The following is a 16,741-nucleotide window of genomic DNA, read 5'->3' on the forward strand; positions in this document are numbered from 1 at the left end:
GCCTCCGTCAGCTCTCGGGATCGTACTGGAACTGCCGGACCTCTTGGGGGCAGCGGCAGGCGATGGCTAGTTTGGCAGCCCATTCAAGTGCCGCTTCCCTGGAGGGCAGCTCGAGAACCGTGTAGCCGCCGTCGGGCACTGTATGGCCCGGGTACGTGCCCTCGGTTACGGTGCCGTCACCGGACACGCGCACGGGGGCCACGTTCTCGTCGATTCCGCCGCCGAAGACATACACGCCCGCCGCCTTGGCCTCGCCGATGACGGCGTGCGCGGCTTCGACCACCGCCTCGAAGTCCTCGGCGCGGACCACCATGGCGTCACTGGGGAACGAGATCAGGAACTTGGTCATGGAGTGTTCTCCTGGAGCTAGCCGGGAAGTCGGGCGGAACCTTCGGCCAGCATGCGGTGGCCGAAGGCGCGCCAGCTCTCGGACGCCTCCTCATGAAAGAGTTTGGCAGCGAGGACCGTCTCGGTTCTTCCCTGGCCCATTGCATACTCGATGGCAGCTGCCCACGCCTCGACCTCCTGGCCGGGCAGCACGTGGTCCGCGGCGACCAGGAGCCGTGATTGCGGTCCGTACAGTTTCTCCAGGCTCGTCCCGATGCGCCCGACGATCGGAACGCCGTGCTCAAGCGCGCGCATGGCGATGCCGCTTTGGTAGAAGCGCTTATAGGGGATGACTATGGTGTCGCTGGAGACGATCAGTTCCTCCAGTTCGTCCTCCGGAACAAAACGGGCATCGACATGCCAACCCTCGACGGGAGGCCAGCCACGGCCCACTATGTCGAGGTCACATTTCGGGCCAAGCCTGCCGGCCAATGATTCCAGGAGGTCGATGTCCCTGTCGGCTTTGTACTGTCCCAGCACGCGAACCCGCGGCCTCTTCCCGGACTGCCCGCCAAAGGCGGCGTCCTTGGCGGCACCGGCGGGGGGAAGCATCGGATGCGGCACCTGCGCCAGGCCCCCGGTGAGTCCGACGGCGTCCATGGCCTGGGCAGCTTCATCGCTGTGTACCAGTGTTCCGGGCCGAGTCCTCATGCGTCTTACGAGGCCCGCCACCAGGGGGCTGCTGCCTACGGACCGGACGAGGGGTTGCGGATCGTGGTAAATGATGACCCCTGAGTCACCGCAAAGGAATTTCACCATCAGGAGGTCCAGGAAACCCAATACCGGCCACGTGACGAGGACCTTTTCAGGTGAATTCCTCTTTCGCGTCCGTTGTCCCGCTGAATAAAGCATGGCGGTATATTCGCCGAGCCACCGAAATCGGCTTTTGCCGGATTGGGAAGGCTCGGTGATGGTAAACAATTCTGTTTCTATTCCTGCATCGGCTAATTGATGCAAAAGCGCCTCGGTGTAATGGCTTAACGCCACTCCAAGGGGATTCAAAACCAATATGCGGGGGTTTCCGCTGCATATTTGTCCGGGTGATGTGAGTGCGCTCGTGCGCAATCCAAAGGTCATTGACGCACCTCGCTGCCTATCTTGGCCGCCTTTTCCCCCAGGACCGCTTCCTGAAGGGTCAGTTCGTATCTCCGGCACACATCTTCCCAGTCGTAATGGGTGGCTGCGCGGGCCTGGTTCGCTGCCCGGGCCTTCGCCCGCAGGTCGTGGTCAGTCAGCATGCGCCGCAATGCACTCTCGATGGCAAGCGGATCCGGTGCCACCAGGTGTTCATCTGCCCGCAGGACCTCGGCATTGTATGGCGTCTGCCGGGCAACGACGGGTGCTCCGCAGGCCATCGCCTGGACCAGGGCTGGATTGGTTCCGCCTACGCTGTGGCCGTGGAAATACGCGCCGGCATGATGCCATAGTGAGAGGAGCTTCTTGTCATCACTGACGTGGCCCAGCCACTGGACGTTGGGATGTTCACCCAGCCGCTGGGCGGCCTCATCCAGCGGCCCGCCATATCCGCTGGATCCGACGATCACCACAGGATGTTGCTCCGCCAGGCGTTCAGCTGCCTGGAAAAACTCAGACACCGTGTTCTCGGGAACAAACCGGGCCACCATGAGCACATAGGACTCCGGTTCGAGGCCGGGAACCACCTCGCTGGGGCTGGCAAGGTTGGCGCCGTACGGAATGAAGACGCTTTTGCGCCCAAAGTCCCGCTTCCAGCGCCGCTGGATCTCAAGGGAGTCGCTGATCAGGATGGTGCCGTAGCGCGCCGTGAGCCGCGCGCCCAGCCGGAAGACGAACTTGGCGAAACGGTTCCACTTGGCGCGTTCCCATTCGATTCCGTCCACGTTCACCACGGTTGGTATTCCGCGAAGCTTCAGCAGCGGCAGGAAGAAGCCGTTGGCAACGTTCATGACGAGCGCCACCTGGGGCTTGTGCCACAGGGCGTGAAGGACCGAAGACAGCCCGAAGGAGAGGGTGCTCAGTGACTTGCTCTCAAGCCCCACTGTCCTGGTAGTTCGGATGCGTGGGTCGCGTGCCTCGTCGTCGTCCTTGGTTTGGCCTGCCCGGCAATAGACGTTAACGTCCCAGCCGGCATCGGCGAGGAATGGTGCCAGGCGCCGGACTGCAGTCTCAAAGCCGCCGTAGTAACTTGGGTAGCCGCGTGTCCCGATGACGACGACAGACTTGGACATGGGTTCTCCTAGATGAGTATGTCGGCCGGTGCGCGCGTAACCGGGTTGGCTCGGATATGGCGCACGTGGTAGCTGCAGGCGTTGGATGGTAACTAGAAGGAAGTGACGCTCCGCGAAGTCTGTTCCCTGCTGGAACCACGGAATGCAGGGGGGCTTTCGGGCTCAATCACCACAGGTGAGTCGTCCGCATCCCCGGATGGATCGCTGTCCGCAGAGTCCGGATCCGAGGAGTAGTACGAGTAGCCGTCAAACTCCTTGGCCGGCACGCAATTCAGCAGGGTTCCAAGAACGGCTCCATGCACCTTCCGGATGTTTCCAAGCGACTTTGTCAGCTGGTCCTTGGTTGTCCGGCCAGCCCTGACAACCACAATGGCGCCGTCCGCGATCCTGGCAAGGAGCACAGCATCAGTCACCGGGAGCAGCGGTGGAGCGTCAATGATCACGATGCCCTTTTCTGACAGGGATTCGATCAGCTGCTTCATGGCATGCGAGCCGAGGAGCTCGGTGGGATTGGGCGGGATCCGGCCGGAGCCCAAAATCGACAGGTTGGGCAGATCGCTCCGCTGCTGGAGAACGTCATCTACCTCTGCCTTTCCGGTGAGGACGTCGGTGATGCCTATTCCGGGAATTACGTCGAAGATCTTGGCCATGCTGGGGTGCCGCAGGTCGCCGTCAACAACTATGACCTGTTCCCCTCCGGCCGACATCGCGGAGGCCAGGTTGGCTGCAATAGTTGACTTGCCTTCCCCGCTCACCGAGCTCGTGACGACGATGATCCGGGGTGGGTTGTCCACGTCAAGGAACGTCAGGTTGGTGCGGAGTTCCCGGAGCGCCTCGGCGAAGGCAGGGCTCTGTGCCCGTGAACCAGGCGTAGGAGCTGCGGGGACGCCTCCCAGGACCTTGTTCTCGCCCGTCAGCCGGAGGTCGACCGGGAGGGCGCCGATGACCGGTACGGAGAAGAGATGTTCCACTTCAGCTGCGTTGTGCAGGCGGCGGTCCAGCCGGTCTCGAAGGAGCGCGGAAGCATAGGCCAGGAGGAGGCCCAGTGCTGCCCCGTAGAGAGCTGTCAGTGCCACGCCGGGAGAGACGGGTTTTGTTGGCAAAGCCGCTGGATCCAGCGGTACCAGGGAGAGGGGCGGCGTAACGGCTTCGAGGGCCTCGCCTGAAGCGGCAGTGGCGGCCCTCTCCCTTTCCTGGACCTGCTTGCTCAGCTCGACGATCCAGGCGTCCGCAACCCGCTGGGCAATGGTGGGATCCGGCGACTCTGCCGTGATCCGGATTTCAGCAGTGTCGCGGGGTACGGACACAGAGATGGCACCCAGCAGGGCATCACTGGACATGCTTAGCGCGGTGGACAGGCGCACGTTGTCCGCCACGAGCCGGGATTCAGCCAATGACTTGTAGTTCTTTGCCCTTGCTTTGGCCAAGGTATCGCCGGCCAGCAGGCTGCTGACGTTGTCCGTCCCCACCGCAATAACAACTGCGCTGGCTTCAGCGGCATATATGCGGGGGCGGAACGTGCTCCACGCTGTGGCCAGCAGGGTGACGATCAGGGTCACAACCGCAATGTGCTTCCAGTACGTCCTCGCGACCCGGGCGTAGTCCCTCAGTCCCATCCCCGCGGCTGGTACGTCGCCGCCGCTAATATCCTGATTACTCAAGGATCCGATCCCTCCTGCAGGTTGACGTGCTGAATGGGCAGGTGCGACGGAAGGGCCTGGTGCGGCCGGGTCGATTCGAAAGACCTTTTCTTCTGCCATGATTGCCCCTTTTCCGGCGGGTTTCCTGTGTCTCTGTGCCGCTTTGGCGTGTTGCAAAGCTAGTACGGGGCCGGATGCCGCGGTCCGATAAACCAGGGGGCTTGTGGCTGCCCGGGGGTAAGAATGTGGAAATTGCGGTTACCTGCAGCCCGAGGTCCCCACCCAGGCCTAGCGCAGGGTGAGGACGAGTTTGGGTGCGGTGGTGCTGCCGGCTTCCTTGGAGTTGAGGTCCAGGCCGTCGGTGCTGGTGGCGTCCAGGCCGAGGGAGAGTTGTTGGCCGGGCTCGCCGGCCAGGGCGCTGGCAGTGAGCGGGACGCTGTAGTTGCTGTTGGCTGCTGTGGGTCCGAGGGTGCCGATGCTGGTGCCGAGCGCGGGGCGGTTGTTGTAGGTGATTCCGCTTTCGGTCCAGCTGTCATCGGTGACGAGTTTGATGTTTTGTTTGCCTATTGATCCGCTGCCGGCGCTGCGCAGTTGCAGTGTTGCGCTTTCCACGGTCCGGCCGGCGTAGGCTGAGAGGTCGAATTTCAGGTAGGTGGTTTCCACGGGACTGTTGTCCACGCTCATTGTGGTGGAGGTGCCGTAGTTTGTGTTTGCTGCTCCGCCTGCCACCCAGCTGTCAGCGGTGGCGGTGAGGGTGACGGTCTCGGACGTCCCGCCGCCGCCGCTCGCTGGGGCTGTGGTGAAGGTCCAGGTCTTGTCCGAGGCCAGCGCGTTGCCGGCAGCGTCCTTTACCCCGGTGGAGCCGCTCTTGACGGTTGCGGTGTAGGTGGTGCCGGCTGCCAGGTCGGTGCCTGGGTTGAGCGTCGCGGTGTTGCCGGTGCCGCTGTACGTCACTGCGGCTGAAACCGCCGTCGTCCCTGTCTTGAGAGTGAACGTGGCCGCATTAATGGTCGAGGTGTTCATCGCCTCGGAGAACGTGGCAGTCACGTTTGCCGTCGCTGCCACGCCGGTAGCACCATCAACCGGGGACGTTCCCGAAACCGTCGGAGCCGCCGTATCACCGCCACCACCACTGCCGCTCCCGGACATCGTGAGGACGAGTTTGGGTGCGGTGCTGCCGGCTTCCTTGGAGTTGAGGTCCAGGCCGTCGGTGCTGGTGGCGTCCAGGCCGAGGGAGAGTTGTTGGCCGAGCTCGCCGGCCAGGGCGCTGGCAGTGAGCGGAACGCTGTAGTTGCTGTTGGCTGCTGTGGGTCCGAGGGTGCCGATGCTGGTGCCGAGCGCGGGGCGGTTGTTGTAGGTGATTCCGCTTTCGGTCCAGCTATCATCCGTGACGAGTTTGATGTTTTGTTTGCCCGTTGACCCGCTGCCGGCGCTGCGCAACTGCAGTGTTGCGCTCTCCGCGGTCCTACCCGCATACGCTGAGAGGTCGAATTTCAGGTAGGTGGTTTCCACGGGACTGTTGTCCACGCTCATTGTGGTGGAGGTGCCGTAGTTTGTGTTTGCTGCTCCGCCTGCCACCCAGCTGTCCGCGGTGGCGGTGAGGGTGACGGTCTCGGACGTCCCGCCGCCGCCGCTCGCTGCCGCCGTGGTGAAGGTCCAGGTCTTGTCCGAGGCCAGCGCGTTGCCGGCAGCGTCCTTTACGCCGGTGGAGCCGCCCTTGACGGTTGCGGTGTAGGTGGTGCCGGCTGCCAGGTCGGTGCCTGGGTTGAGCGTCGCGGTGTTGCCTGTGCCGCTGTATGTCACTGCGGCCGAAACCGCCGTCGTCCCTGTCTTGAGGGTGAACGTGTCCGAGGTGATGGTCGAGGTGTTCATCGCCTCGGAGAACGTGGCGGTCACGTTTGTCGACACTGCCGTGCCGGTGGCCCCATCAGCCGGGGACGTTCCCGTAACCGTGGGAGCCGCCGTATCACCCGGAGGGGGAGCCGTTCCAAGCGACCGGTCCGAGTACCAGTAGCGCGAGGTGGCCGTGTTGGTGGCCATAACCACAACACCCGTGGTGGCGTTCACCCCCTGCTTAGTGGTGGTGACATTGTTCATGTTTGCTGACGCGCCGTCCTGGATAACCGGTGTTCCCCGTCCGGTGCCGAAGACAGGACTGTCCATGGAGGCGGTCTTCTCGTAGATGCTGCCGGACATTCCCGAATATGCGCAGCCGGATACTGATGTTGACGGGGCTGTATAGAACGCCCTCACCTGGTTAGTGGCCGTATCCAACAGGATTTGAGGTCGGGAAACACAGTCAGCAATGGTTGCGATAGTTGATTTTGTGAACGCACCTGTTCCGGGTTTGAAGACCAGTAGCTGCAGCTGGGGCAAGGTCTTATCCGATGAGGTGCCGTCAAGGCTGGTCTTTGTCGCTGCGTAGACCCGTCCTGCCGAATCAGCCAAGAGGGCTTTAAGGTTCAGGTGATCGTCGGCCTGGCCTTTGCCCTGGACGGCGGGCTGCACCTTCCACGACGATGCTGCTGTTGGGGACGTCCCGTCGGTGCGGGTGGCCCAATAAACGGCTCCCGCAGGCTGGTCGCTCCACATTACGCCGATCTTGTTGTTGCCAAAGGCAACAACTGCCGAGATGTCATCGGGGGCGGGGTTTGGATCCGTAACAGGTAGCACGAACGGAGACCCCCAACTGGTCCCGCCCGGTGCGGACGAGTTCACGTAAACGCTGCTGGTGTAGCCGGAGCTTGAGCTTCCTGCCACCTGCGTCCACGTCGCCCAGATGGCGCCGGTGGTGTCCTTGTCGATTGTCAAGGACTCGCTGCTGTTGTTGTTGATGTTTGTGGGAAAGCCGGAGTCGAGCGTGTACTTGCCGGCACTGTAGCTGTACCTGTAGAGCTTGGCGGGCTGCCCTGGGACTGAAGCTTTTGCGCCGGAGTCCCCGGACACCGTCACCACATGGGAGGCGATGTAGAGTTTGTTCCCATCCCACAACGTGTCCGCTGACGCAGTGCCGCGGCTGTCATTCGTAACACCCGTGCTCACCCAGGTCCTCGTGGCCCTGTCCAGCCTGTAGATCTGCCAGCCGGTTCCGGTGGTCCACATCTGCGCCCACCACGATCCGTCATTCCACCACAGTTTGCTCTGCGGTTTATCAGCGGTCGGGGGGTTGTCCACGCCGGAGTAACTGATGCTCTGGTAGCCGTAATTCTCTGCCGCATGGGCTGGGCCGCCAGACGTAAGAAGGCCTAGGACAAGCGCAACGGCCAAGGCCAGGGCTTGCGGAACGGGATGGCGAACTTTTGCTGTGTGCATATTCAGGTCCTTGGTGGCGCAGGTAGTCCTTAACGGCGTACCGCTGCTCTGGCGTCCCTCGCTTGAGTGCGGGTGGAAGCCAATGTAGACCTCCGAAATTGCCGGGGGCAATGGGGGAAACCGGGAGTAAAACCACTAGGGGATACGGGGCTGCGGACTATTTCCTCCGTGTTTCCTTGTTGCCTGTCAGGCTCCACTTGTTTCGTGGGTGTACCTGCAGTTGGGCCAGGGCCAAAATTCGGCAGCCCAAGGCTGTGCCGATGCACAGCGCATCCGCTTATCGGCGCAATTTACAGTGAGAGAAATGTGTGACCGGCCCCACTGGAGGGAGCGGTCCTCAATCTTTCCGGCAAGCCCTGCCTGCCGATCCCATCTGCATAACCACCGAAGGACGGCACTCCCATGCCCGCTGACCAGCAATTAGCCAAGTCGCTTAAGCCGCGGCATCTTTCCATGATCGCGATTGCCGGCGTTATCGGCGCCGGCCTGTTTGTCGGCTCCGGCGCCGCCATCCAGCAGGCGGGACCGGGGATCCTGCTCGCCTACATGGCTGCCGGCGTCGTGGTCATCCTGGTGATGCGGATGCTCGGTGAGATGGCGGCGGCCAACCCGGAGACGGGCTCCTTTTCCACCTACGCCGACAAGGCGCTGGGCCGTTGGGCCGGTTTCAGCATCGGCTGGCTGTACGCCTGGTTCTGGATCATCGTGCTGGGCATTGAGGCGACGGCCGGAGCGGCCATCATGCACCGCTGGGTTCCCGGAATCGACCAGTGGGTCTGGGCGCTCATCCTGATGGTCCTGCTGACGCTGACCAACCTTGGGTCCGTGAAGTCCTACGGTGAATTCGAGTTCTGGTTCGCTTCCATCAAGGTCGCTGCAATCGTACTTTTCCTGCTCTTCGGCGCCGCCGCCATCCTCGGGCTCGTCCCCGGCGTCCCCGCTCCGGGGCTCAGCAACCTCATCGACAACGGCGGATTCCTTCCAAACGGGCCGGGTGCTGTGCTGGCCGGGATCCTGGTGGTGGTCTTCTCCTTCTTCGGTGCGGAGATCGCCACCATCGCCGCCGGCGAATCGGAGAACCCCGTGGACGCCGTCAAGAAGGCCGTCAAGTCCACCGTGTGGCGCATCCTGGTCTTCTACATCGGGTCGATCGCCATCGTTGTCACCCTGCTGCCCTGGAATGACGCCAGCGTTGCCAAGAGCCCCTACGTTGCAGTCATTGAACTGTTCGGAATCCCGGGCGCCGGCACCATCATGGACATCGTGGTCCTCACGTCCGTGCTGTCCTGCCTCAACTCCGGCCTGTACACCGCCAGCCGCATGCTCTTCTCGCTGTCCAAGCGGGGAGACGCCCCGGCCGCCTGGACCAGAATCTCCCGGCGGGGCGTCCCCGCTGCTGCCGTGCTCGCCTCCACCGTGGTGGGTTTCGTAACAGTGGGCCTCAACTACATTGCACCCGACACGGTTTTCCTCTTCCTGGTCAATACCTCCGGTGCCATCGCCCTGTTCGTGTGGCTTGTCATCGCGTCCTCCCAGCTGATCCTCCGCAAGCGCATGGGTGCCGCAGGCAAGGATCTTGCGCTGAAGATGTGGCTCTTCCCCTACCTGACGTGGCTTTCCATCGTCAGCATCGTGGCGCTGCTGATCGGCATGGTCATCCTGGAGTCCACCAGGGAGTCCCTGCTGCTGTCCGTGGCCCTGGCGGCTGTTGTGGTGGCCCTGGGCGTGTGGCGCTACCGCAAGTCGGGTAAGAGTCCGAAGGACGGGGAGCCGCAGGATCGCACAACCCGGGAGTCGGCTGTGGAGGCCGTTTCGGCGTCGTAATTTCCTTGTTTGTTCGCTTGCACATTTTCCACATAGGAGCCGTTGGTGCTGCAGCCCCTGCCAACACGGCCATAGCCTAGAGTCAGGCGCGAATCGCCTATCCGGTCCAGATGCACTAAGATATTGAAGTCTGTGCTGCGTCCTGCCTCCGTTCCGGCGGCGGGGCCTTGCATGGCATCGCAAATGAACCTCCTGTTACGGAAATGCCGTAACCGCTTAGCCCAAAGGAGGTGGGTTCACATATGCGTCCTTACGAATTGATGGTAATCATCGACCCCGAGGTCGAAGAGCGTACCGTTGAGCCGTCGCTTCAGAAGTTCCTGAACGTCATCACCAACGATGGTGGAACCATCGAAAAGGTTGACATCTGGGGCCGTCGTCGTCTGGCTTACGAAATCAAAAAGAAGTCTGAAGGTATCTACGCCGTGGTGAACTTCACCGCCAAGCCGGACACCGCCAAGGAACTTGACCGCCAACTGTCTCTTAACGAGACCATCATGCGCACCAAGATCACCCGCCCCGAAGAGCAGAAAGTTGTTGCTGAGTAATTTCAGCACCGATTCTTCAATCTCTAACGCAGGAACGCACCCTTCACCCAGGATCAACAAGGAGGCAGTAGATGGCAGGCGAGACCACCATTACGGTCATCGGTAATCTCACCAATGATCCGGAATTGCGGTTCACACCGTCCGGTTCAGCAGTAGCGAACTTCACCATCGCTTCCACCCCGCGTACCTTTGATCGCCAGTCCAACGAGTGGAAGGACGGGGAAACCCTGTTCCTCCGCGCCGCTGTCTGGCGTGAAGCAGCCGAGAACGTCGCCGAGTCCCTTACCAAGGGAATGCGCGTGATCGTGACCGGCCGCCTGAAGAGCCGTTCCTACGAAACCAAAGAAGGCGAAAAGCGCACCGTTATTGAGCTTGAGGTCGATGAAATCGGCCCCAGCCTGCGCTACGCCAATGCCAAGGTCAACCGCACCCAACGCTCCGGCGCTGGGGGTGCCGGAGGCGGCGCCCAGGGTGGCTTCGGCGGCGGCAACAGCGGCGGCGGCTTCGGAGGCGGCAACTCTGGTGGAAACCAGGGCGGCAACTCCGGTGGAGGCTGGGGCGGCGGCAACCAGCAGGCTGCGCAGGACGACCCCTGGGCAACGCCCGGCGTCTCCAACGCAGGCGGCTGGGGCAACGGCCCCGATTCCGAACCTCCCTTCTAAACACCCATTCAAGCCCGACGCCGGGACAGCCGAAAGTGCCTCCGGGCACCCCGGTGACTGCCGCCGTCGGACCACCACCATCCCGTGGATCAACATCCACGGGCTCCCTAGAATAGGAGCTCCACGATGGCTAAGGCTGAACTCCGTAAGCCCAAACCAAAGTCCAACCCCTTGAAGGCCGCTGACATCACTGTCATCGACTACAAGGACGTAGCATTGCTGCGCAAGTTCATCTCCGACCGCGGAAAGATCCGCGCCCGTCGCGTCACTGGCGTCACGGTGCAGGAACAGCGCAAGATCGCCCAGGCAATCAAGAACGCCCGCGAAGTTGCTCTGCTGCCTTACTCCGGCGCTGGCCGCGGCTAAGGAAGGGATTAACTAACATGGCAAAGCTCATTCTGACCCACGAAGTAACCGGTCTCGGTGCTGCTGGCGACGTTGTCGAGGTCAAGGACGGTTACGCACGTAACTACCTGCTGCCCCGCAACTTTGCCCTGACCTGGTCGAAGGGTGGCGAGAAGCAGGTTGAGTCCATCAAGGCTGCCCGCGCTGCCCGCGAGCACGCTTCCCTGGAAGATGCTCAGAAGCAGGCCGCTGCACTGTCCTCCAAGCCGGTCAAGCTCGTCGTCAAGGCTGGCGAAACCGGACGCCTGTTCGGCACCGTCAAGCAGGGCGACGTCGCTGACGCCGTCGAGGCCGCCGGCCTTGGCAGGATCGACAAGCGCAAGGTTGAACTGCCCGTGCACATCAAGTCGGTAGGTTCCTACCAGGCCAACGTCCGTCTGCACGAGGACGTTGCCGCTGTCATCGAACTCGATGTTGTGGCTGGCAAGTAGTCCCTGACTGCTCGAAAGACCCCCGCTGCCGGATTCCGGCGGCGGGGGTCTTTTGCTTGATAGCTTCGTACGGTGAACAGAACCGAACTTCCAGCCCGCAGCCGCCCGTTCCACCAGGTCGATGTCTTCTCTCGCGAGCCCTACCGCGGAAACCCGCTCGCCGTCGTCGTTGAGGCCGAGGGGCTGACGCCGGAGCAGATGCAGCAGTTCGCCAACTGGACCAACCTCTCGGAGACCACGTTCCTGCTGCCCCCAACCGATCCGCGTGCAGATTACCGGGTCCGCATCTTTACCGGCAGTGAGGAATTCCCCTTCGCCGGGCACCCCACGTTGGGGTCTGCCCACACGTGGCTTGAGCGCGGCGGAATTCCGCAAACGGACGGCTTCGTTGTCCAGGAATGCGGCGCGGGCCTGGTTCGCGTTAAGCGCGACGGCGGGATGCTCGCCTTCGCAGCTCCCCCTTTGACCCGTTGTGGTCCAGTGGACGGGGCTATCCGGCGCCGGATCGCTGCGGGGCTCCGCCTGGCTGAAACCGATGTGGTGGATGCGTCCTGGCTGGTGAATGGTCCCGAATGGATCGGTGTGCTGCTGGGTTCCGCGGAGCAGGTCAGGGCTGTGAATCCTGACGTCGCGGCCCTGGGCAGCCTGAAAATCGGGATTATCGGGCCGGGGCCGGGGGATGGCGGCGCAGACTTCGAGGTCCGCACGTTCATCCCGGGCGACGCCATGGTGGAGGATCCCGTCACGGGCAGCTTTAATGCGGGTGCAGCGCAATGGCTGATCGGCAGCAACAGGGCTCCGCAGGAGTACGTGGCGGCCCAAGGGACGGCACTGGGCCGCGCAGGCCGCGTCCACGTCAAAACCGACGGCAGCGACATTTGGGTGGGCGGACACTCCACCACCTGCATCCGGGGATCAGTGCTTCTTTAGCGGGAATACTCCGCACGCTCCCACCGTTCACCGTGTAGATGCATATGCATATATGATGGAATGATAGAGCAACAGGAGAATGCCATGGAGACCCGCCGCATCACAGTCCTTTCCGCCGGACTCGGCGTACCGTCGTCGAGCAGGCTGCTGGCCGACCAGTTGTCAGCCGCAGCCGAGCGGCACCTGAACGGCGCCGGCCTCAGCGTGCAGGTGGACGTCGTCGAACTCCGCGACCTGGCGGTAGACATCGCCAACAACTTCGTCACAGGCTACGCCGCGCCCCGGCTGGCCGAGGTGATAGCCGGCGTGGAAGCCTCGGACGGGATCATCGCGGTGACGCCGGTGTTCAGTGCGTCCTACAGCGGCCTGTTCAAATCCTTCATCGACGTCCTTGACCCCAAGTCACTCGACGGCAAGGCCGTCCTGCTGGGCGCTACCGGCGGCACCGACCGCCACCAGATGGTCCTGGACTACGCCCTCCGCCCGCTGTTCAGCTACCTGCGGACCAGGATTGTAGCCACGGGCGTCTTTGCGGGTCCACAGGACTGGGGCACCGCGGACGACGGCGGCTCTTCACTTTCGGACCGCATCGATCGGGCCGCAGGGGAGTTCACGCGGCTCCTTGAAGGGGCCCAGCCCGGCCGGAAGCCCGCTCCAATGGAGTCCCTCCCCTTTGAGCAGCTTCTGGCCGGCATCTCCGGCAACGGGTGACGGCCGGCCGCCCCAAGTGAGGTAGTGTCCCGTTCGAATTAGGGGTTGCAATTATGGGCTTCGCGGTTGACACTGATCGAGCGTGGGGACCGACGTTCAACTCCGGGGAGCGCACATGGGCGGACATGCTACAGGTCGGCGTATTCATGCTGTAAGCCGGGGAGGTGGTTGCCTGGACGGTGCCCGTTCACGCCGGCCGCGGACCCCATGGCTCGCTGCACTGATGGCCGCGCTGATGCTTGCCCTGGGCGTTGTGGTGGTGCCGGTTGGGGCGTCGGCTGCTGAGGGTGACGTCGGGGTCGAGGGCCCGTCGCACTCGGGGACGGGAACGCCGACGGGTACCAAGCGGGCGACGAGTGCGTTGTGGTTCAACGACGGTCTCTGGTGGGGGAACCTGTGGGACACCGCCAGTTCGGATTTCCATATCTTCCGGTTCAATGCCGCCACGAGCGCGTGGGTAGATACCGGCGTGGCGACGGATACCCGCTCGAACACGCATCACGACGTCCTCTGGGACGGCGCGACGCTGCATGTGGCGAGTTACCGGTTCGTCAACGACGGTTTGCCGGCTGAGCCGAACTTCCCGTCGACGATGAGGCGTTTCAGCTACGATCCTGGTACAAAGACGTACTCGCTGCAGAGCGCTACAAACATCAACAACTACCGCGTTGAAACCCTGTCCATTGACAAGGATTCGACCGGCCGCGTGTGGGCCACCTGGCAGCAGGGAAACCGCGTCTACCTGAATGTCACGGGCACGGATGGCAGGACGTGGGGGACACCGTTCCCGCATCCTGCGTCGTTGAGCAACGTGTCTGTTGACGACTCGTCAGCGGTGATCGCGTTCGGGCCGGGCAAGATAGGTGTGATGTGGAGCCGGCAGCTCGATGATTCCTCCGACGGCATGTACTGGAGCTATCACGTCGACGGAGCCTCGAATACCGACTGGACTACGCCCGTGGCGGCTGTCTCGGGGCAGCGCAGCGGTGATGACCATATGAACCTGAAGTGGCTTGACTCCTCGGGTGGCCGGGTTTTCGCCGCGATCAAGACGTCGTTCACCTCGGCGGCCCAGCCGCTGATCCAGCTGTTGGCGTTGAACGGAACCACATGGTCGGCGCACACGATCGCGACTGTGTCGGAGTGCCCGAACCGGGTGATCGTCCTGATCGACGAGAGCGCCCAAAGGCTGCGGACCTTCGCCACCTATCCGAAGCCGAGCGGCACAACGAACGCCGGTACCTGCACCAGCTCGGGTGGTGCGATCTATGAGAAGTCCACGCCGCTGGACAACATCAGCTTCAGCAGCGCTAAGACCGCCCGGATCGTCGACGCCGACCAGTATGTCCACAACGTGACGTCGACGAAGCAGAACCTCAACAGTGCGGCGCGGGGCACGGCCGGCAGCGGTTTGCTGCTGCTTGCGGATGTGAACGCCACCAGCCGGTACTGGCACATTTACGATCCCAGCGGCGGTGGCGGTAGCGGTGGTGATACGACGGCTCCGGTGGTGTCGGGCACGTCCCCGGCTGAGGGCGCTACCGGCGTGGCGGTGACGGCGGACGTGACTGCCACGTTCTCTGAGGCGATGGATGCGTCCACCGTTGGGTCGGGCACGTTTACTTTGGAGTCCGGGACGGGGGCGGTCACGGCCTCGGTGACCCTCAACGGCGCTGGCAACGTTGCGACGTTGAGCCCTGACGCGGACCTGGCGGCCGGCACCAGGTTCACGGCCACGATCGAGGGCGGTTCCGCCGGGGTGAAGGATGCTGCCGGGAACGCATTGGCGTCGGATAAGACGTGGACGTTCACCACGGCCTCTGCGGGCGGCGGCGGCACACCGGAAACCGTCACCCTCACCGCCACGGCGGACAGTTACGTGGCGGGCACGTCGGCCGGCACGAACTACGGGTCAAGTACCCTGCTGGGAGTGGACAAGAGCCCAGTGGAGGTCACGTACCTGAAGTTCGACCTGTCGGCGTACGCTGGCCGCACCCTGGAGAGTGCGACACTCCAGCTGCGCAGCGCCGGGAGCGGGTCCAAGGGTACGCAGAACGTCAAACTGGTGGGTGTCGACACCTGGACAGAGGGCGGAATCACGTACACCAACCGCCCCGCGCTTGGAAGCAGCATTGCGACCTTCGGCCCGACGACGGCCAACACGAACTACAGCGTTCCGCTCACGGTAGCCGGCCTGGCCGGTGAGCTCGGCCAAGAGCTTTCGCTGGGCCTGGACACCGGCAGCAGCGACGGCCTGGACCTCAACTCCAGGGAGGCCGGCAGCGCTGCCGCACCCAAACTCGTCCTGGCGCTGAGGTAGTCCTACAGGACCGCTCAGGTAGTCCAACATGACAGGGATGATCCGGCCGCCCCAGGGCGGCGAGGCGCCTGGCCAGGCTAGTCGTCCAGCAGTTCGATGAACTCCCGGGCCTGTTTCATGGAGATATCCGAGTGCCGCGTGAGCGCCGAGGCAGCAGCCTCCGTGTCGCCGTTGCGGGCCAGGGTGCGTATCCGGCCATAGATCTCGTCGTTGAGCATGTTGCTGCTGACCTCGCGGGTCACGTCGCCCTTGCTGGCGATCGCCCGGTAGCGGTAGGGGAACCTTTGGGGCTCATCATCCTCATCGTCCGGTTCCGGGGTGGCCACCTCCGGGCCCCGGTAAGGCTGCGGGTGTGCCGCCAGCGCTCCTACGGCATCGCGTGATGCGCGCAGTCCGTCGCCGGTGGCTTCGTAGTACAGCTTGATGGCGGCCATGGCCTGGCCCTGTGCGATCAGGGCATAGAGCCGCCGGTGTTCGTCCTCGGAAAGTTTGGCAGCCGCCGCGCGGGCGAGGTCGGCGGAGGTGGCTGCGGGCGCCTGCGGCTCGGCGCCCGCGGAGGCCTTCCGCTTGCTGATGGCGCGGGCCGCCAACGTGACTCCGGCAGCCACGGCCAGGAGGATGAGGACAGGGACCACAAGCGATTCCATTTTCTAGCGCCGTTCTGTGTACTTCCTGGCTGGGGCAAGGTCTGAATGCATCGCCTGGGTGTTTTGGCTTGGCCTCGTGGTGGACTCCAGGCGTGCGCGGGCCGCCGTGGCAGCCTGGACCTGGGCCGCGTAGTGCTGCGCTGAACGTTCCGCCAGGTCACGCTGGTATTTCTCGGCATCGGACAAGCCCGTATCCCGCGGACTGAGGGCCGTGGCCAGACCCCAGATGAGCGCCACCAACACAATCGCCGGCAGCAGTACCAGCACTAGTTCGCCCATGTATAGAGCTTATGCCAGATCCGGTTTATCCACAGCAACATTCATCTATGCGCATACTCAACGGTCCGCTGGGGCGTTGACCCCGCGACCCGGGTAGCAACGGTCCGCACCGGTCGCAGCATGAACTGCATCACTGCCACGGGCGGGGCGGTTTTACTCCACCGGTGCTGCCATGGGCTGTGGATGAAATTATCCGGAAGAAATCTTTACTCCACATGCTGGCGGCGACGTTTCCGCTGGTCAGCACGCTTAAGGCGCGTAAAGATTTTTGCTTTCCACAGCCTTTCCCACAGGCTGTGCACAAGCTATGCCCCTTAGTGCACAGGTTTTCCACAGGGCCTGGTGCCTGTTGACTTTGCCGCTGGGGCGCGGGGGACTAGCGTAGCGGGGTACCTGTTTTTCAGGGCTCCTGTGGTTCCGGACGGATGCCGGGAAGGG

The 16,741-nt window shown here is 63.2% G+C and carries 15 protein-coding genes; 8 read left to right on the forward strand and 7 right to left on the reverse strand.

The genetic code is table 11. From position 1 onward, the window contains the following. Positions 1–7: 7 nt before the first annotated feature. From IEX43_RS10235 to IEX43_RS10260, 5 genes are all read right to left on the reverse strand, one after another. Entirely contained in the window at positions 8–349 is a 342-nt protein-coding gene (locus IEX43_RS10235) for a YciI family protein (protein ID WP_188810697.1), read from the reverse strand. Between the two features lie 17 nt (positions 350–366). Further along, positions 367–1,038, reverse strand: coding sequence for a glycosyltransferase (locus IEX43_RS10240; protein WP_188810699.1), 672 nt, complete (start codon positions 1,036–1,038; stop codon positions 367–369). Between the two features lie 422 nt (positions 1,039–1,460). Beyond that, complete coding sequence (locus IEX43_RS10245; RefSeq protein WP_188810702.1) at positions 1,461–2,594, reverse strand: glycosyltransferase; 1,134 nt, start codon at positions 2,592–2,594, stop codon at positions 1,461–1,463. A 92-nt stretch (positions 2,595–2,686) separates the two neighbouring features. Continuing rightward, on the reverse strand, positions 2,687–4,255 hold the full coding sequence (locus tag IEX43_RS10250) for a tyrosine-protein kinase domain-containing protein (RefSeq protein ID WP_188810704.1): 1,569 nt from the start codon (positions 4,253–4,255) through the stop codon (positions 2,687–2,689). A 267-nt stretch (positions 4,256–4,522) separates the two neighbouring features. Then, positions 4,523–7,408 (reverse strand): CBM96 family carbohydrate-binding protein, encoded by a 2,886-nt coding sequence (locus IEX43_RS10260; protein WP_229666401.1) that lies wholly within the window; start codon positions 7,406–7,408, stop codon positions 4,523–4,525. A gap of 540 nt (positions 7,409–7,948) precedes the next feature. On the opposite strand from IEX43_RS10260, the gene IEX43_RS10265 reads away from it, so the two are divergent. The 8 genes from IEX43_RS10265 (at position 7,949) to IEX43_RS10300 (ending at position 15,377) form a co-directional block, all read left to right on the forward strand. Then, entirely contained in the window at positions 7,949–9,370 is a 1,422-nt protein-coding gene (locus IEX43_RS10265; protein ID WP_188810707.1) for an amino acid permease, read from the forward strand. Between the two features lie 242 nt (positions 9,371–9,612). After that, positions 9,613–9,918, forward strand: a complete 306-nt coding sequence (rpsF, locus tag IEX43_RS10270) for a 30S ribosomal protein S6 (protein WP_011693941.1) — start codon at positions 9,613–9,615, stop codon at positions 9,916–9,918. Between the two features lie 71 nt (positions 9,919–9,989). Further along, positions 9,990–10,580 (forward strand): single-stranded DNA-binding protein, encoded by a 591-nt coding sequence (locus tag IEX43_RS10275; RefSeq protein ID WP_188728389.1) that lies wholly within the window; start codon positions 9,990–9,992, stop codon positions 10,578–10,580. 126 nt (positions 10,581–10,706) lie between these two features. Continuing rightward, on the forward strand, positions 10,707–10,946 hold the full coding sequence (gene rpsR / locus IEX43_RS10280; RefSeq protein ID WP_003800144.1) for a 30S ribosomal protein S18: 240 nt from the start codon (positions 10,707–10,709) through the stop codon (positions 10,944–10,946). Positions 10,947–10,963: 17 nt separating this feature from the next. After that, entirely contained in the window at positions 10,964–11,416 is a 453-nt protein-coding gene (gene rplI, locus IEX43_RS10285) for a 50S ribosomal protein L9 (protein ID WP_188810710.1), read from the forward strand. Between the two features lie 72 nt (positions 11,417–11,488). Then, positions 11,489–12,346 carry a PhzF family phenazine biosynthesis protein gene (locus IEX43_RS10290; protein ID WP_188810712.1) on the forward strand — a complete coding sequence of 286 codons (858 nt, stop codon included), beginning with the start codon at positions 11,489–11,491 and terminating at the stop codon, positions 12,344–12,346. Between the two features lie 84 nt (positions 12,347–12,430). Further along, positions 12,431–13,057, forward strand: coding sequence for an FMN reductase (locus tag IEX43_RS10295; RefSeq protein WP_188810714.1), 627 nt, complete (start codon positions 12,431–12,433; stop codon positions 13,055–13,057). A gap of 223 nt (positions 13,058–13,280) precedes the next feature. Continuing rightward, positions 13,281–15,377, forward strand: a complete 2,097-nt coding sequence (locus tag IEX43_RS10300) for a CBM96 family carbohydrate-binding protein (protein ID WP_188810716.1) — start codon at positions 13,281–13,283, stop codon at positions 15,375–15,377. 77 nt (positions 15,378–15,454) lie between these two features. On the opposite strand, the gene IEX43_RS10305 is transcribed toward IEX43_RS10300, so the two are convergent. Both IEX43_RS10305 and IEX43_RS10310 read right to left on the reverse strand, forming a co-directional pair. Then, positions 15,455–16,024 (reverse strand): hypothetical protein, encoded by a 570-nt coding sequence (locus IEX43_RS10305; protein ID WP_188810718.1) that lies wholly within the window; start codon positions 16,022–16,024, stop codon positions 15,455–15,457. Positions 16,025–16,027: 3 nt separating this feature from the next. Beyond that, positions 16,028–16,303 carry a hypothetical protein gene (locus IEX43_RS10310; protein WP_104186784.1) on the reverse strand — a complete coding sequence of 92 codons (276 nt, stop codon included), beginning with the start codon at positions 16,301–16,303 and terminating at the stop codon, positions 16,028–16,030. Positions 16,304–16,741: the final 438 nt, after the last annotated feature.

The organism is Pseudarthrobacter polychromogenes, assembly GCF_014644495.1.
Taxonomy (GTDB): Bacteria; Actinomycetota; Actinomycetes; order Actinomycetales; family Micrococcaceae; genus Arthrobacter; species Arthrobacter polychromogenes.

What these genes read in the sequence shown, in the direction of transcription:
- IEX43_RS10305 (WP_188810718.1), bottom strand. Translation starts at nt 16,024, where the DNA reads ATGGAATCGCTTGTGGTCCCTGTCCTCATCCTCCTGGCCGTGGCTGCC.
- IEX43_RS10235 (WP_188810697.1), bottom strand. Translation starts at nt 349, where the DNA reads ATGACCAAGTTCCTGATCTCGTTCCCCAGTGACGCCATGGTGGTCCGC.
- IEX43_RS10310 (WP_104186784.1), bottom strand. Translation starts at nt 16,303, where the DNA reads ATGGGCGAACTAGTGCTGGTACTGCTGCCGGCGATTGTGTTGGTGGCG.
- IEX43_RS10265 (WP_188810707.1), top strand. Translation starts at nt 7,949, where the DNA reads ATGCCCGCTGACCAGCAATTAGCCAAGTCGCTTAAGCCGCGGCATCTT.
- IEX43_RS10300 (WP_188810716.1), top strand. Translation starts at nt 13,281, where the DNA reads ATGGCCGCGCTGATGCTTGCCCTGGGCGTTGTGGTGGTGCCGGTTGGG.
- IEX43_RS10295 (WP_188810714.1), top strand. Translation starts at nt 12,431, where the DNA reads ATGGAGACCCGCCGCATCACAGTCCTTTCCGCCGGACTCGGCGTACCG.
- IEX43_RS10275 (WP_188728389.1), top strand. Translation starts at nt 9,990, where the DNA reads ATGGCAGGCGAGACCACCATTACGGTCATCGGTAATCTCACCAATGAT.
- rpsR (WP_003800144.1), top strand. Translation starts at nt 10,707, where the DNA reads ATGGCTAAGGCTGAACTCCGTAAGCCCAAACCAAAGTCCAACCCCTTG.
- IEX43_RS10245 (WP_188810702.1), bottom strand. Translation starts at nt 2,594, where the DNA reads ATGTCCAAGTCTGTCGTCGTCATCGGGACACGCGGCTACCCAAGTTAC.
- rplI (WP_188810710.1), top strand. Translation starts at nt 10,964, where the DNA reads ATGGCAAAGCTCATTCTGACCCACGAAGTAACCGGTCTCGGTGCTGCT.
- rpsF (WP_011693941.1), top strand. Translation starts at nt 9,613, where the DNA reads ATGCGTCCTTACGAATTGATGGTAATCATCGACCCCGAGGTCGAAGAG.
- IEX43_RS10240 (WP_188810699.1), bottom strand. Translation starts at nt 1,038, where the DNA reads ATGAGGACTCGGCCCGGAACACTGGTACACAGCGATGAAGCTGCCCAG.